Source organism: Solimonas sp. SE-A11 (genome assembly GCF_030345715.1).
In the GTDB taxonomy this organism is placed as follows: Bacteria; Pseudomonadota; Gammaproteobacteria; order Nevskiales; family Nevskiaceae; genus Solimonas_A.
On sequence record NZ_JAUASX010000001.1, the window covers coordinates 1 to 14322 of the forward strand.

General features: G+C 68.1%; 14 protein-coding genes. 4 read left to right on the top strand and 10 right to left on the bottom strand.

Annotated elements, in window-relative coordinates:
- Positions 1-138: 138 nt before the first annotated feature.
- Positions 139-963, bottom strand: a complete 825-nt coding sequence (locus QT386_RS00005; protein ID WP_289271667.1) for an FKBP-type peptidyl-prolyl cis-trans isomerase — start codon at positions 961-963, stop codon at positions 139-141.
- Positions 964-1083: 120 nt separating this feature from the next.
- Entirely contained in the window at positions 1084-3612 is a 2529-nt protein-coding gene (plsB, locus tag QT386_RS00010; RefSeq protein ID WP_289271668.1) for a glycerol-3-phosphate 1-O-acyltransferase PlsB, read from the bottom strand.
- Between the two features lie 58 nt (positions 3613-3670).
- Between plsB and QT386_RS00015 the strand changes: the two genes are divergently transcribed.
- Entirely contained in the window at positions 3671-4165 is a 495-nt protein-coding gene (locus QT386_RS00015; RefSeq protein WP_289271669.1) for a DUF4112 domain-containing protein, read from the top strand.
- Positions 4166-4253: 88 nt separating this feature from the next.
- On the opposite strand, the gene QT386_RS00020 is transcribed toward QT386_RS00015, so the two are convergent.
- Both QT386_RS00020 and QT386_RS00025 read right to left on the bottom strand, forming a co-directional pair.
- Complete coding sequence (locus QT386_RS00020) at positions 4254-5576, bottom strand: MATE family efflux transporter (RefSeq protein WP_289271670.1); 1323 nt, start codon at positions 5574-5576, stop codon at positions 4254-4256.
- Between the two features lie 51 nt (positions 5577-5627).
- Positions 5628-6296, bottom strand: coding sequence for a hypothetical protein (locus QT386_RS00025; protein WP_289271671.1), 669 nt, complete (start codon positions 6294-6296; stop codon positions 5628-5630).
- A 22-nt stretch (positions 6297-6318) separates the two neighbouring features.
- On the opposite strand from QT386_RS00025, the gene QT386_RS00030 reads away from it, so the two are divergent.
- Entirely contained in the window at positions 6319-6591 is a 273-nt protein-coding gene (locus QT386_RS00030) for an acylphosphatase (RefSeq protein WP_289271672.1), read from the top strand.
- 108 nt (positions 6592-6699) lie between these two features.
- Here QT386_RS00030 and QT386_RS00035 read toward each other — a convergent pair whose 3' ends face one another.
- Together QT386_RS00035 and folE are read right to left on the bottom strand one after the other, a co-directional pair.
- Complete coding sequence (locus tag QT386_RS00035) at positions 6700-7692, bottom strand: acyl-ACP desaturase (RefSeq protein ID WP_289271673.1); 993 nt, start codon at positions 7690-7692, stop codon at positions 6700-6702.
- Between the two features lie 135 nt (positions 7693-7827).
- Positions 7828-8394 (bottom strand): GTP cyclohydrolase I FolE, encoded by a 567-nt coding sequence (gene folE, locus QT386_RS00040; protein WP_289271674.1) that lies wholly within the window; start codon positions 8392-8394, stop codon positions 7828-7830.
- Positions 8395-8492: 98 nt separating this feature from the next.
- On the opposite strand from folE, the gene QT386_RS00045 reads away from it, so the two are divergent.
- Both QT386_RS00045 and QT386_RS00050 read left to right on the top strand, forming a co-directional pair.
- On the top strand, positions 8493-9293 hold the full coding sequence (locus QT386_RS00045; RefSeq protein ID WP_289271675.1) for a ParB/RepB/Spo0J family partition protein: 801 nt from the start codon (positions 8493-8495) through the stop codon (positions 9291-9293).
- Positions 9294-9546: 253 nt separating this feature from the next.
- The gene (locus QT386_RS00050; RefSeq protein WP_289271676.1) at positions 9547-10305 is read left to right on the top strand and encodes a M48 family metallopeptidase; all 759 of its coding nucleotides are present in this window, start codon (positions 9547-9549) and stop codon (positions 10303-10305) included.
- A gap of 215 nt (positions 10306-10520) precedes the next feature.
- Here the strand turns inward: QT386_RS00050 and QT386_RS00055 are convergent, their stop codons facing one another.
- The 4 genes from QT386_RS00055 to QT386_RS00070 form a co-directional block, all read right to left on the bottom strand.
- Positions 10521-11354 carry a hypothetical protein gene (locus tag QT386_RS00055; RefSeq protein ID WP_289271677.1) on the bottom strand — a complete coding sequence of 278 codons (834 nt, stop codon included), beginning with the start codon at positions 11352-11354 and terminating at the stop codon, positions 10521-10523.
- A gap of 122 nt (positions 11355-11476) precedes the next feature.
- Positions 11477-12898, bottom strand: coding sequence for a tetratricopeptide repeat protein (locus QT386_RS00060; RefSeq protein ID WP_289271678.1), 1422 nt, complete (start codon positions 12896-12898; stop codon positions 11477-11479).
- Positions 12825-13655 (bottom strand): D-alanyl-D-alanine carboxypeptidase family protein, encoded by an 831-nt coding sequence (locus QT386_RS00065; RefSeq protein WP_289271679.1) that lies wholly within the window; start codon positions 13653-13655, stop codon positions 12825-12827. Before QT386_RS00065 ends, QT386_RS00060 begins: the two co-directional genes overlap by 74 nt.
- 139 nt (positions 13656-13794) lie before the next feature.
- Entirely contained in the window at positions 13795-14262 is a 468-nt protein-coding gene (locus QT386_RS00070; protein WP_289271680.1) for a hypothetical protein, read from the bottom strand.
- Positions 14263-14322: the final 60 nt, after the last annotated feature.

Here is a 14322-nt window from a genome sequence, read left to right on the forward strand (position 1 = left end):
ACGGCCACACTTGGCCCTCAAATACAAAACGCCCGATGAAGTCCATCGGGCGTCTGTATCCAGCATACTTTAGCAACCAGCTTTATCCCGCATAGGTGTCAACCTACTTCAGGACGGGTCACTGGAGCCTGGGGTTCCTTACTTCTGCTCGCCCACCGACAGCAGCTCGACCTCGAACACCAGGGTCTCGTTGGGGCCGATCTTCACGCCCGCGCCGCGCTCGCCGTAGCCGAGCTCGGAGGGGATGTAGAACTTGTACTTGGAGCCCGGCGTCATCAGCTGCACGCCTTCGGTCCAGCCCGGGATCACGTTGGCCAGCGGGAAGGTGACCGGCTGGTTGCGCGAGTAGGAGCTGTCGAACTCCTCGCCGTTCAGCAGCGTGCCCTTGTAGTGCACGGTGACGGTGTCGGAGGCCTTCGGCTTGGTGCCCTTGCCCTCGGTGACGACCTCGTACTGCAGGCCCGAGGCGGTGGTCTTCACGCCGGCCTTCTTGGCGTTCTCGGCCAGGAACTTCTCACCGGCGGCCTTGGCGGTCTCCGACTGCTTGTTGCGCTCGGTGGCCTGCTTCTCCTGAAGCTTCTTGGCCACGTTCATCTTCACTTCTTCGCGCTGCTTGTCGTCGAGCTTGATGCCGGGCATCTTCTCGGCCTCGGCCAGGGCTTCCTTCAGCTTGGCGTCGTCCGGCTTGGCGGCCAGGGCCTTCTTGGCTTCCTCGACCTTGGCGGCGGCGGCGGCGGCGTCATCCAGGCCGGCTTTCAGCGCCTTGACGTCCACGTCGTCCTTGACCGGAGCCAGGGAGCGGCCCAGGTCCACGCCGATGGAGTAGCCGAACTTCTGGGCGTCGGTCTGGAGATCGCCGGAGCCGGCGGAACCACCGGCCTCGGCACCGCCTTCCTTCTTGGCGCAGGCAACGGACAGGCTGGACGCGACGACGGCGGCCAGAACCAGCATTTTCTTCTGCATAGGAATCTCGTAGGTATGAAAAAAGGGGGCGAAGCCCCCGGGCGACCCGGATTATAGCGAGTCCTTCCGGGGCGTCTAACGCCTGTTCAGAAGGGGCCTCGGAGGCCCCCTGAGGTCCTATCAGACAGGGTCGGGCGGGGTCGGTTCCGAGGACGTGCTATCAGCTTCCGGGGTGGCCGATTCGGCCATCTTCCGGCGCGACAGCAGTTGCAGCAGCATCTGCCGGGTCTCGTCCGAGAGCATTTCCAGCGAGCGCTCGGCGATGCGTTCGATGCGCGCGTCCACGGCCAGGCCCCGGTCGCCGGTCTCCACCACCAGGCCGACCTCGATCAGGGTGTTGAGGTAGCCGCGGAACAGGGCCTTGTCGAAGAACTCCGGGGCGTCGCGGCCGGTGAGGATCGCCATGCGCTCGGCGATCAGGCGGCAGTCTTCCTCGAAGCGCTCGCGCTTGAGCGACTGCTGGGTGCGACGCTCCTCGGCCAGCAGCAGGGCGGTGATGCAGTAGCGCTCCAGGGTCTCGCCCATCACGCGGCCGAGCATGGCCAGCGTAGAGAAGGCCGGGCTGGTCACGTCCGGGCGCTGCAAGCGGTCGCCCTCGCGGCTCAGCAGGCCGAGGCGGATCATCACCTCCAGCCACTGGCGCGTAACGCCCTCCACCTCATCCGGCTGCCAGCGCAGGAAGAACTCGGTGCGCAGGAAGGGGTAGAGCGCGCGCACGCCCAGCACGATGGCCTCTTCGGACAGCAGCATGCGCGTGCGGAACTGGTTGGCGATCATCGACGGGATCGCGAACAGGTGCTGGATGTTGTTGCGGTTGTAGGTCAGCGCGACGGCATCGTTGTCGGTGATGGCGTGCAGGTCGCCCCACTTGTGCGGCACGCGCAGGATGCGCGCGATCGGCGCGCTGCCCTCCACGATGGCCTTGGGCGCCGACTCGGGGATGTAGAGGTTGGCGTTGTCCGGGTGGCCCTTGAGCAGCCACACCAGGTGGCCGATCTGCTCGACGAACTCGTCCTCCGACACCGCGCGCTGCGGCGAGGCCAGCAGCGCCACCGCCGCCAGGCCCACCGGGTTGGCCACCGCGGCGGCGTTGATGTCGCGCATATGCTGCAGCGCCAGCTGGCCGACGTAGGCCTTGTACTGCGGCGGCAGCTCGCCGTTGTCGGCGGCAAAGGCCTCGCGCCAGCCCGGCAGATGCTTGTCGGCGTGGTCCTGCAACACCGTCGGCTCGCCGAAGCTGATGTAGGCCTTGCCGTAGGACTTGCCCAGGATCTTGCCGGCCTTGAGCAGGCCCTCGGCGGATTCCTTCTGCTTCTTGGCGCCCTTGAGTTCCTTGGCGTAGCTCGCCACCTCCCAGCACTTGTCGTAGCCGATGAACACCGGCACCAGCACGACCTTGCGCGTGCGCTGCTTGAGGCTGGCCTCCACCACCATCGACAGCATGCCGGTTTTGGGGGCGAGCAGGCGGCCGGTGCGGCTGCGGCCGCCCTCGGGGAAGAACTCGATGGCGTAGCCGCGCTGGATCAGCGAATCGACGTAGGCGCGGAACACCGCGCTGTAGATGTAGTCGCCGGCGAAGCTGCGGCGCAGGTAGAAGGCGCCGGCGCCGCGCAGCAGCCCGCCCACCGGCCAGAAGTTGAGGTTCACGCCCGCCGCGATGTGCGGTGGCACCAGGCCGGCGTGGTACAGCGTGTACGACACCAGCAGGTAGTCCGCATGCGAGCGGTGCGAGGGCATGTAGACGATTTCATAGCCCTGCTGCGCCCATTCGCGCAAGCGATCCAGGCCGCGCACGTCGATGGCGCTGAATACGCGCTTGAACAGGATGGCGCCGAGGAAGCGCTCGATGAAGACGATGACGTTGTTGGTGTAGTCCGCCGCGATCTCGTCGGCGCACTTGCGCGCATGCGCCAGCGCCTTCTCACGCGTCATCGAGCCGCCCTTGGTGGCGGCATCCACGGCCTCGAGCACGTTCTTGCGCTGCAGCAGGCCGTTGATGACGACGTGGCGCGGCAGCAGGGTGGGGCCCAGCGCCGCGGTGCGAGCGCGCAGGAAGTGGAAATGCAGCGTGCGGGTCAGCTTGCGGATTGCACGGGTGGCGTCCGGCTCGCGGCTGACGAACTCGCGGAACGACAGCGGCAGGCCGAAGTTGGCGAACACGCTGCGGCCGTTGGCCAGCATGATGAAGAACTTGCGCACCATGCCCGCCTGCACGCTATCGGCGAACAGCAGTTCGAACCAGCTCTTCTCGCGGCCCGGGTCGCGGCCCCAGAACACCGATACCGGCACCAGTTGCGCGTCGAAATCCTGCGTGGCGATGCCGGTCTCGATCAGGCGCGTCAGCTCGGTGGAGCGCATGCGCGTCTCCAGCAGCGCCGGCAGGTACACCACCCCGGCCTTCTCGATGCTGGGGAAGTTGGAGCCGGTGCGGTTGGGCCGCGGCAGCCCCAGGTCCTTGCAGATGCGGTCCAGTACGAACAGGTCGGCCCAGGAGCGCGTCGCCAGGATGTAGACCACCGGCTTGGTCACGTCCAGCTTGAGGCTGTCGCGCAGCGCCGCCGGCGTGGTGGTGTAGTGGATGTAGCGGTTGAAGGGCCGGAACACCCAGTACGCGAGCAGGAACATCAGTTTGTACAGCAAGGCTCGCATGGTCCCCGGAATCCTGTATTCAGCTGGTTATGGCCTATAGGTTAGCGATAATGGGGGGATGGACACTACCTCCCGCGATGTGCTGGCCCCCTTGGCCGAGGTGCAAGCCTCCCGCCGCCGCCTGCAGCGGCTTTCCCGGCTGCTGGATGAGGCCATCCGCATTCCGGGGCTGGGCTGGAAGTTTGGCGTGGACTCGGTGGTCGGCCTGGTGCCGGTGGTCGGCGATATCGTGGGCCTGGCGCTGTCCGGATTCGTGGTCTACGAAGGCGTGAAGCTGGGTGCCCCACGGCCGCTGCTGTTGAAGATGACGGGTTTCGCCGCCCTGGACGCGCTGGTGGGCCTGGTGCCGGTGCTGGGCGACGTCTTCGATTTCGCCTTCAAGGCCAACCGAATCAATGCGCGCCTGCTGGAGGACTACCTGCAGGATCAGGAGCGCCGTCACGGCATCGTCGTCGCCGGCCAGGGCCAGCGCCGTGCCGGCATCATCGTGTTGGTGCTGGCGATGGCCGCCGTCGGCGGGCTGGCCTGGTGGGCGGCGCGGCATTTTCTGTAGCCGATCGCCGACGGAGGTTTTGTAGGAGCCAGCTTGCTGGCGAGGCGATGCGGGAAGTCGCCAGCAAGCTGGCTCCTACACGGGGAGTTCAGACCCGGATCGCCGCCCAGCCCCGCTTCTGCCAGGCCATGGTGAAGATCAGCGCCTGCAGCAGGCGGTAGGCGCCCATCGCCATCCACAGCGCCACCAGGCCGTAACCCAGCACCGGGCCCAGCAGCCAGGCCAGCGGCAGGAACAGCAGCCACTGCAGGCCCACCGACACCTTCATCACCAGCTTGGCCGCGCCCGCGCCGAGCAGCGCCTGCATCATGATCAGTCCCAGGCCGTCGAGCGCCACCGTGGCGCCGATCAGCTGCAGCGGCAGCCGGCCCAGTTCCACCAGTGCCGGATCGCGCAGGAAGAAGGCCAGCACCGGCCCCGGCAGCAGCAGCATGGGGATCGATAGCCCCGCGAACACCCACAGCGCCACCTTGTAGGTGTCCCAGGCCCAGCGCTGGGCGTCCTCGGCATCGCCGCGGCCCAGAGCCTGGGCGCAGAGCGTGGCGGCGGCCAGGCCGAAGCCCATCGACGGCAGCACCGCCGTCAGCGTGATCGTGATCAGCACGCTGGCCACCGCCAGTTGCGGCGTGCCGATCTTGCCGACGATCCAGAACAGCACCAGGAAGCCGCTGGAGAACAGCAGCTGCTGGACGCAGGAGGGGATGCTCAGGCGCAGCAGGCTGCGGAACTGCTCCGGCGTGGGCCGGCGCCGCAGGAAGCCGTGCGGGCCGGCATGGCGCGAGGCCAGGAAGAAGTAGATGCCGGTGCCGGCCAGCGTCGCCAGCGTGGTGCCCAGGCCGGCGCCCGCCGTGCCCATCGCCGGCAGGCCGAAGTGACCGTAGATCAGCGAGTAGCTGAACAGGATGTTGAGCGCGTGCATCTCCACCAGCGTCAGCAGGTAGAGGCGCGTCATCTTCACCGCGCTCCAGTAGCCGCGGAACGCGAAGTTCATGCCCACCGCCGCCACCGCCACCAGCCGCCACTGCAGGTAGGGCGTGCCCTCGCGCACCACATTGGGGTCGGTGGTGAGTGCGCCGAGGATTTCCGGCGTGAACCAGATCAGCAGCGCCGACATCGGCACGCCGATCAGCAGTGACAGCAGCAGCCCGCCGTTGAGTGGCACCGCCAGTTCGTCGGTGTGGCCCTCGCCGGCACGCCGCGCCGCGATGGCCTGCACCGCGCTGGCGAAGCCCATGATGAAGGCAAAGGCGATGAAGTTGACGAAGTTGGCGATGCCGGTGGCCGCCAGTGCGTCCGGGCCCAGGCCGCCCACCATCCAGGCGTCGGCCAGGTTCAGCAGGTTCTGCGAGGCCATGCCGCCGATGATCGGCAGGGCCAGCTGCAGCACCTCGCGCGAGCGCGTGCGCGCCATCAGCGGGCCTTCTTCGCGGCGTTCATGCGGCTTCCCAGGCCGAGGCCGTCACTACTTCTTCTGCTGCGCCGTGTTGACGATGGCCGCCGCCAGCTGGAAAGGCTTGTCGCCCAGGCGTTGCGCCAGGCCCGGCGGCAGGTGGCGCTTGTCGATCTGCAGCAGGGACACCTGCGCGAAACCGTCGGCCGCCTGGCCGCTCCAGGTCTCCGCCATCGGCTGGTCGCCGGCGCGGCGCGGCTGGATGCCCAGCGCCGCCAGCTTGTCGCTCTGCGGGATCAGCTCGCCCGCGCCCGCGTCGAGCGAGGCGGTGGAGGCCTGCACCTCGATGAAGGTGTTGAAGTCGTTGCTCAGCAGCGGCTCGGCGAAGGCCCGCACCGCCGGCAGATTCAGCACGCGGTTGGCGGTGCGCTGCACCAGCGAGCCGGTACGCTCCGCCAGGGTCAGCGCGCGGCTGTCGGACAGCGCCACCGGCGCGCCCAGCGCCGGCTTCAGCGCCGAGGCCAGGTTGGTCTGGATGCGTGCGCGCAGGCGCAGGCGCTCGCCGTCGGCATGCGGCTCGGTGGTGACCTGTACGTCGATCTGCCACAGCGGCGCGCCGTCGGGGCCCACCGGGATCGCGGCCGAGAAGGCGGCCAGCTCCGGCTCGCCCTCGGGCAACGGCGTGCCCCGGAGCTGCCGGACCGCAGCCACGCCACGGCGGATTTGCGAGATGATGCCCATGAAACCACCCGATTCTTCAGCTATGCGTGAATGTTACCGCTTCATCGTATCCGGACGCGTGCAGGGCGTGTTCTTCCGCCAGAGCACCGCCGATACCGCCACCCGCTTGGGCCTGGATGGCTGGGTGCGCAACCTTCCTGATGGCCGTGTGGAGGGTAGGGCAGCGGGCTCGCCGGAGGCATTGGCCGAGTTGCGCGGCTGGCTGGATCGCGGGCCACCGGCGGCGCGGGTGGATGGGGTGGAGTGGGTGGCTGCTAGTGAGATTCTGGCGCAGGGATTTGTGGTGCGGAGGTAGCGCCTTTCTCCCTCTCCCCGCTTGCGGGGAGAGGGAGCTGGCAAGAGTGCACCCAACAAAAAACCGCCGCAGGCTCACGCCCGCGACGGTCGATAAAAACAAACCCGCTCAGCGAGCCGCCCCGCCGGCCATCTCGAACGCGCGCTGGTAGATGAACTCGAACGAGAAGCTGCGCGAGTGTGCCTTGGACTCCACGTAGTCGGCCATGCGCGACAGGCGCTTGGGCAGTTCCATGACCTTGTCCTGGGCGGCTCGGCCCACGGCGGACAGGCCGGTCATCTTGTCGATGGCCCAGTGCTTGACCAGGTCCTCCACCAGCTTCAGGTACTCGCGCGGACCGTAGATGCCGGCGCGGCGCTCCACCTCGGACATCTGCGCGAAGCCGGCGATGTTGTGGCCGGGCATGGCCAGCGCCGGGGCCACCGCGGCCAGGGCGTGCAGGGCGCGGTTGATGTCCAGCTTCATCACGGCGGAGAAGGAGTCGCGGTAGAACACGTAGTGGCGCGACTCGTCGGCGCAGATGTGCGCCAGGATCTTCTGCAGCTTGGGCTCGTAGTTGCCCGCCAGGCGGCCGGCGTTGGCGTGGGAGGTCTGCGTCGCCTTCTCCTGCAGGCTGGTGTAGGCCAGCAGGCGGTAGGGGTCATCCTTCCAGTCCGGGTCGAAACCGGACTCGATGTACTGGAACTGCATCTCCTCCAGCGCCTTCATGTTGAAGACGCGGGCGTCACGCACGTAGTCGCGCAGCACGCAGCCGTGGCGGTCTTCCTCGGCGGTCCAGAGGTTGTTCCACTCGGCCCAGGCGCCGCCGTGGCCCATGTACACGGCCACCAGGCGGTGGAAGTGCGGCAGGCCTTCCTCGGTCAGCAGGTTCAGGGCGATGGCCACGCGCACGCCGTCGGGCAGGCCGCGGGCGCGCTCACGCAGGGCCTTGAGCTCTTCCTCGTAATTGGGGTCGGCCAGTTCGTCGGCCGGCATCAGGTCGCTGGGCATCCACAGCTTGCGGCTGTCGCGGTGCTTCTGCATCAGCTCGCGCACCGTCGGCTCGAGCGATTGCAGCACCTCGCGCTGGGCAGGCAGGTCGGGGTTGATTCCGTTCAGCATGGCGTATTAACCGTTAGCAATACAATGACTTGTCGTACGGGCGGCGCCGTTGCCGCGGCAACGGCCATGCCCTTTATACGGAGTTTAGCCCGGTTCGGATCAGCCTATACAACTGTCCTCTAAAGGACGCGGCTCTTAGCTTTGACGCCGGATCAGGTCCAGGAATTCCTGGCGGGTGCGGTGATCCTCGCGGAACCGGCCCAGCATGAAGGACGTCACCATGCTGGAATTCTGCTTCTGTACGCCCCGCATCATGGCGCAGAGATGTTTCGCTTCAATGACCACGCCCACGCCCTTGGCGTCGATGGTGTCCTGCAGGCACTGGCCGATCTGCTGGGTCAGGTTCTCCTGGATCTGCAGGCGCCGGGCGAACATGTCGACGATGCGCGGGATCTTGGACAGGCCGATCACCTTGCCGTTCGGCAGGTAGGCGACATGGGCGCGGCCCACGAAGGGCAGCATGTGGTGCTCGCACATCGAGTACAGCTCGATGTCCTTGACGATCACCATCTCGTCGTTGTGCGACTCGAACACGGCGCCGTTGACGATCTCGCCGATGTCCTGCTCGTAGCCCTGGGTCAGAAACTCCATGGCCTTGGCCGCGCGGTGGGGGGTGCGCAGCAGGCCTTCACGCTCGGGGTTTTCGCCGATGGCCTCGATGATCGCCCGGAATTGTTCTTCCATGCCGTTGTTCTCCTTCATATTCGGGGGATTATCCCATGCCCCGGGGGCCAAGGGTTTGCCGCTGCCGGGCCACGCACGGGTACATGCCGGCAGACCCCACGCCGTACAATAAACGCATGAGCAAGAAGCGGTCTGCCGGCGTCATCCAGGAAATCCCGATCGACCTGATCCGTCCGGGCAGCCAGCAAGCCCGGCGCCACTTCGACCCCGACGCCTTGAAGGAGTTGGCCGAATCGATCCGCGAGTCCGGCGTGGTGCAGCCCATCGTGCTGCGTACCCGGGTCTGGGGCTACGAGCTGCTGGCCGGCGAGCGCCGCTGGCGCGCGACCCAGCTGGCCGGGCTGCACGAGATTCCTGCGGTGATCCGCGACGACCTGTCCGACGACGAGGCCTTCGTCGTCGGCCTGATCGAGAACCTGCAGCGCGAGTCCCTGAGCCCGATGGAAGCCGCCGCCGGCCTCAAGCGCCTGGGCGAGATCCACGGCATGACGCACGAAGAGATCGGCCGGCGCATCGGCAAGTCCCGCGAGTACGTCAGCAACTACCTGCGCCTGCTCAACCTGGCCCCGCCGGTGCAGGAGCTGGTCAACGACGGCCACATCCTGCTGGGCCATGCCAAGGTGCTGGCTGGCCAGCCGCTCAACGAGCAGATGCGCTGGGCGGACGATGTCATCCGCCTGAAGCTGACCGTGCGCGGCCTGGAAAAGCGCATCGCCCAGGAAAAGGACAGCAAGATCGTGTTCCGCCCCGCCAAGCCCAGCGACTGGCAGCGACTGGAGCGGGAGTTGTCGGATCACCTGGCCTGCACCGTGGTGGTCCAGGCTGATGGCAGCGGCAAGGGCGAGGTCCGGCTGGCCTTCCATTCGCTGGACGAGCTCGACGGCCTGCTAGCCAAGATGGGCTACCAGGCAGGCTGATCCCCCCGGCATCCGACCTTGGGCTTAGTGTGTTTTATCGACAGGCGAGGGGGATAAGCCTGTGGATAAAAGCCCTGTGCAACGCAGCAAACGCTGCAAGGACGGGGCTTCGCTACGGTGGTGATGCATTTTTTGCCGTTTGATGAAAGCATCCCGCGCCCTGTCACGCGGGGTTCCCCTTCGCGAACGGGCCTTCATTTTGGCGTGAGATTTAATTGGTGCATTTTTAATTTTGTTTAATTAATTTAAACAAATGTCCGAAGCCCCCGCGACCTCGCAGTTCGAGCTGTTCCAGGAGGATTACCGCCTCGTGGAGCGGCGCAGCCCGCGTTCGCGTCACATCAAGGTGGAGATCCGCTCGTCCACCGAGGTGCGCCTGGTCTACCCGCGCTGGGTCTCCCGGGCCCAGGCCCTGGCGTTCCTGCAGGAGCGCCAAGGCTGGGTGCGGGAGAAGCTGGCGGAGCTGCGCGACCAGCAGGCCAGCCGTGGGGTCACCGCGCTGTGCTGGGACGGCCAGGGTGAGTTGCTGTTCCAGGGGCGGCGCCTGCCGTTGCGCCTGGTGCCGGCTTCTGGCCTGCGCCCGCAGGTCCGTTTCGGGCCGGACGACGTGTGCCTGTTTGCCGCGCCGCAGTTGGGCCTGCAGCCGCGCCACCTGGAGCTGATCCTGCGCCGGGCCCTGCTGCAGCGCGCACGCCAGGAAGCACGCCACCTGCTGGACCAGGAAGGCGCCCGGCTCGGCGTGCAGGCCAGCGGCCTGCGCGTTAACGACACACGCACTCAGTGGGGCAGCTGCAATCCCGGTGGGCTGATCTGCCTGTCCTGGCGCCTGTTGCTGGCGCCGCCGGAGGTGTTCCGCTACGTCGCCGTCCACGAGCTCTGCCATCTGGTGCACCGCAACCATTCGCCGCGCTTCTGGGCGCTGGTGGAGCGGCAGATGCCGGGGTATGACGCACAGCGGGAGTGGCTGAAGGAGCAGGGCGGGATGCTGCAGGACTGGCTGCCGAAAAGCTGAGGGTGCTCGTAGCCTGGTTTCGCGCCAGGGTGCCGGATGAGTGTTCAGAGACCATTCGTGTTGAGCGTGTCGAAATGCGGGCGGTCTCAGTGGGCTGCCAGTGCGGGCCATTCATCCTTCGACAAGCTCAGGACTTCAGGACGAACGGCTGCGGGGTTTCACAGCCAAAACGAAAAGCCCCGCCAATGGCGGGGCTTTTGTTGAACGCAACCGCCTTATCGGCCGAACAGCGAGCCGAAGGCCTTGTCCACGGCCTTGCCCACGGCGCTGTCCTTGGCCGAGTCCACCACGCCCGCCACGCCGGGGACGCGCGGACGGCCGCTGTAGGAGCGCGAGCCGCCGGTGGCGGCCATGCTCAGCTCCGGCTGCACGCGGCCGCAGATGTTGTAGGCGTCCTGCCAGAGCTGCTCGGCGTACTGCAGCTTGGTCACTTCCGCGTCGGCTTGGGCGGCGATCATGTCGCGCATCGAGCCCTTCAGCTTGGAGACGTGCGCGGTGTAGCGCTTGTTGTAGCCGGCGCTGCAGCGCTGGGCGGTGGCGCGGGTCTTGGCTACGGCCTGGTTCAGCTCGGCCAGGTAGGCCGGGGAAGCCGCCTGGAAGGCGCTGGTGTCGCCCGGCGTGGCGCCACTGACCTTGGCCTTGAAGCTGGCGCTGGCGGCCTGGTACGGCGGTGCGATGGCCTGGCTGGTGCCGCTGCTGGAGTTGGAGCTGCCCAGCGCGATGCAGTCGGCGTCGGACTCGCCCAGGTTCAACTGGCCCTGGCCCATCTCGCTGTACTGCTGGATCGCGGCGTAGTTGCCGCTCTGCATGGCGGCCTGCATCTCCGCCTGCATCTTCGGACCTGCGGCGTCGGCCTTGTTCTGGTTGGCTTCGCGGCGCGCGTCGAGCTGCTGCTGCACCTGCTCGCGGCCCTGCTCGTAGACGTCGCACTTCAGCGCCGTGTAGTCGCTCGGGAACGGCGGCACCGCAAACGGGTCGGCGGCATGGGCCGGCACCACGGCAAGCATCGCCAGGGCCAGCAGGCTGCGACGGTAGATCCCCTTGTTCATCGTGAAGCACTCCCTCTGAAGGAAAGATATGGCGGGCCAACGGCTCCGCAGGGGCGCCAACTTAATCGGAAGCCCCGGCGGAAAAGATGACGTGCTTCTCACTGAATGTGAATTCCAGCCTTCTAGGGCGAACTGCTTGGCAGTTGCGGCGGCAGTCCGAGGTTGGACCGGGCCGGGGCGAAGCCCGGGTCCAGCTCCAGCGATCGGGCGTAGGCGGCGCGGGCTTCCGGGACGCGCCCGGCCATGCGCAGGGCCACGCCGTAGTTGTTCCAGGCACGGGCCTTGTGCGGCGAATGCTGCAGCGTGGCCTGCCACAGCGCGATCTCGCTGCGGTAGTCGGCGTTCCTGAAGGCGGTGACCAGCCCCAGCGCCAGGAGCAGCGCCATGATCGCCGGGCGCGTCAGGCGCGACGGCCGCTGCCAGGGCCCCGCCAGCAGCGCGCCGCCGGCCCAGGCCACGCCCGCCAGCGGCAGATACCACTGGCGGTCGTTGGCGATGTCCAGCCGCGGCATCATCGAGTTGGTCGGCAGGAGCTGCAGCACCACCCAGGCCAGGCAGAAGCCCAGCCAGGGCCGCGGCCGCGCCACCGCCAGCCCCGTGCCCAGCAGCGCCAGCAGCAGCGCGGCCTCGGCGCACAGTGCCGCATCGGCCTGGGTGATCACCGGCAGGTCGGGGTCGAAGTTCGGCGCGCGCAGCAACAGCAGGCCGCGCAGCAGCCAGACCAGCGCATGGATCTGGCTCATGGCGTTGTGCCACAGCGGGCGCTCGCTGAGGCTGGCGACGGCGAAGTCGGCATAGCCGGTATGCGGCACCACCACCAGCAGCGCCGCGGCCGGCAGCAGCCAGAACGGCGCATGCCGCAGCAGTCCTGCGCCCCAGCTGCCGCCGGGGCTGCGGAGCGATTCCCATAGCAGCAGCGCCACCGGCAGTACCAGCGCCGGCTCCTTGGTGCCGGCGGCGCAGGCAAAGGCGAGCCAGGCCAGCACGGCATCGCGCAGGCGCCGATCCGTCAGGTAGCGGTCCCAGCACAGCAGCGCCGCCAGGCAGAACAGCGACATCAGCGAGGTGGAGCGCCCGCAGATATAGGTGACCGCCTCGGTCTGCAGCGGGTGCAGGGCGAACACCGCCGCTGCCAGCAGTGCGGCCGGCGCAGCGCGGGCCGGCTCCATGGCGGCGATGCCGTAGAGGCGCCGCGCCAGCGCCCAGACCAGCAGCACGTTGCCCAGGTGTACGGCGAGATTGAAGGCATGGAAGGCCAGCGGGGAGCCGCCGCCGGTGACCCAGCTGAACCAGTAGCTCAGCTTCAGCACCGGCCGCAGGCCGTGGCCGAAGTCCGCGCTCAGCGCCGCCCAGGAATGCACCACCGGGTTGTCGACGATGACCTGGAAGTCGTCGTACTGGAAGGCGCCGTTCCAGCTGCCGGCATAGGCCAGCGCCACCAGGGCGGCGAGCAGCCAGGGGGCATGGCGTTCAGCGAGCGGGCGCATCGCCGTCCAGGGCACGGTCGAGCAGGGCGCCGGCGGTCCACCAGCGTTCGCGGGCATCCAGCATCACCAGCAGGGCGCTGTGCTCGCCGCGCATCGCGAACGCGGCCAGGCAGCGGCCGGCATTGGGCGTGGTGCCGCTCTTCACGCCGACCACGCCGGGATGGCGCCCCACCAGCTCGTTGCGGTTGGACAGGGTGAAGCGTCGCGGCGTCGTGTCGCGGCTGGAGATCGTGGTTTGCGAGGTGGCGGCCAGCACCCGGTAGCGCGGGTCGCGCATCACGGTCAGCGCCAGCGCCGCCAGCTCGCGCGCGGTGCTGAAATGACCCGGGGCGTCGTGCCCGCAGGGATTGGTGAAGCGGGTCTGCTTCAGGCCCAGCGCGGCGGCGCGCGCGTTCATGCGCCGCACGAAGGCGGTCCCGCTGCCGCCGACCACCAGGGCCAGGGCCTGGCAGGCGTCGTTGGCCGAGGCGACGACCGCGGCGGCCAGCAGGTCGCCCAGGCGCATGCGCTCGCCGGCCCGCAGCCGCAGGCGTGTGCCGGTGTCGCGGGCGGCCGCGGCGGGCACGGCCACCACCTCGTCCAGGCTGCGGCCGCTTTCCAGCACCAGCAGCGCCGTCATCATCTTGGTCAGGCTGGCCATTGGACGCGGGGCGTCGGCATCGTGCTCGCCCAGCAACTCGCCGTCGCGCATCAGCAGCCAGGCTTGCGCCTCCACCGCCGCCAGCGGTGCCGCGTGTGCCGCCGGCCAGGCGCCGGCCAGCAGGCCGAGCAGCAGCAGGCGCCGTGTGGCGTCGGGGAGGGGAAGGTGGGCCATGATCGCCGCCGATGATCGGCGCGTGGCCCTGGCGCGGCAAGCGTGTCCGGCGCGTTGGGCGCGATGCGCGTCACGCCGTGACCATGAAAAAAGCCCCCGCGGTTGCCCGCGGAGGCTTGGGCTGCAGCGGAAGTGGCGCTTACTTCTTGGCGCCGGCCTCGACCTTGCCACCCACGTGGGCGCCGTGGGCGTCGGCATCGGCTTCCGCGGAGGCGGCGGCCGAACCCTGCAGGGCGGCGCCGGCGTTGTTCAGCACGTTGCCGGTGGCCGAGAGGCCCTTGCCGGTCACTTCCTTGGTCTTGTTGACGCCGGCCTTGGTCTTCTCGGCGCCCTTGTTCACCAGCTTCTTGGTGCCTTCCTTCGCCTGGCCGGCCTTCTCGACCGTGTAGTCCTTGGCGGCGCCGGCCTTTTCCTTGACGGTCTCGCCCAGCGTCGGGCTGGTGGCTTCGTCGCCCTGCGCGCCGGCATCGGCGTTGGCATTGACGTTGACGCCCTGGCCGTTGACCTGCACGCCGGCGTTGAGGCCCAGCTTGCCTTCGGCGGCGAAGGACGGGGCGGCAGCCAGCGAGCCGGCGACGAACAGGGCGGTGAGGATCTGCTGTTTCATGGTGTTACTCCCTTGGGTATGTGAAACGGTGTGCGCAGCCTATGCCGAGGCGATGAACCG

Coding starts and splice junctions, on each gene's coding strand:
- folE (WP_289271674.1), bottom strand. CDS start 8,394: ATGAAGGAGAACAACGGCATGGAAGAACAATTCCGGGCGATCATCGAG.
- QT386_RS00030 (WP_289271672.1), top strand. CDS start 6,319: ATGCGTGAATGTTACCGCTTCATCGTATCCGGACGCGTGCAGGGCGTG.
- QT386_RS00005 (WP_289271667.1), bottom strand. CDS start 963: ATGCAGAAGAAAATGCTGGTTCTGGCCGCCGTCGTCGCGTCCAGCCTG.
- QT386_RS00020 (WP_289271670.1), bottom strand. CDS start 5,576: ATGGCGCGCACGCGCTCGCGCGAGGTGCTGCAGCTGGCCCTGCCGATC.
- QT386_RS00060 (WP_289271678.1), bottom strand. CDS start 12,898: ATGCCCGCGAACGCTGGTGGACCGCCGGCGCCCTGCTCGACCGTGCCC.
- QT386_RS00025 (WP_289271671.1), bottom strand. CDS start 6,296: ATGGGCATCATCTCGCAAATCCGCCGTGGCGTGGCTGCGGTCCGGCAG.
- QT386_RS00055 (WP_289271677.1), bottom strand. CDS start 11,354: ATGAACAAGGGGATCTACCGTCGCAGCCTGCTGGCCCTGGCGATGCTT.
- QT386_RS00015 (WP_289271669.1), top strand. CDS start 3,671: ATGGACACTACCTCCCGCGATGTGCTGGCCCCCTTGGCCGAGGTGCAA.
- QT386_RS00070 (WP_289271680.1), bottom strand. CDS start 14,262: ATGAAACAGCAGATCCTCACCGCCCTGTTCGTCGCCGGCTCGCTGGCT.
- QT386_RS00050 (WP_289271676.1), top strand. CDS start 9,547: ATGTCCGAAGCCCCCGCGACCTCGCAGTTCGAGCTGTTCCAGGAGGAT.
- plsB (WP_289271668.1), bottom strand. CDS start 3,612: ATGCGAGCCTTGCTGTACAAACTGATGTTCCTGCTCGCGTACTGGGTG.
- QT386_RS00065 (WP_289271679.1), bottom strand. CDS start 13,655: ATGGCCCACCTTCCCCTCCCCGACGCCACACGGCGCCTGCTGCTGCTC.
- QT386_RS00035 (WP_289271673.1), bottom strand. CDS start 7,692: ATGCTGAACGGAATCAACCCCGACCTGCCTGCCCAGCGCGAGGTGCTG.
- QT386_RS00045 (WP_289271675.1), top strand. CDS start 8,493: ATGAGCAAGAAGCGGTCTGCCGGCGTCATCCAGGAAATCCCGATCGAC.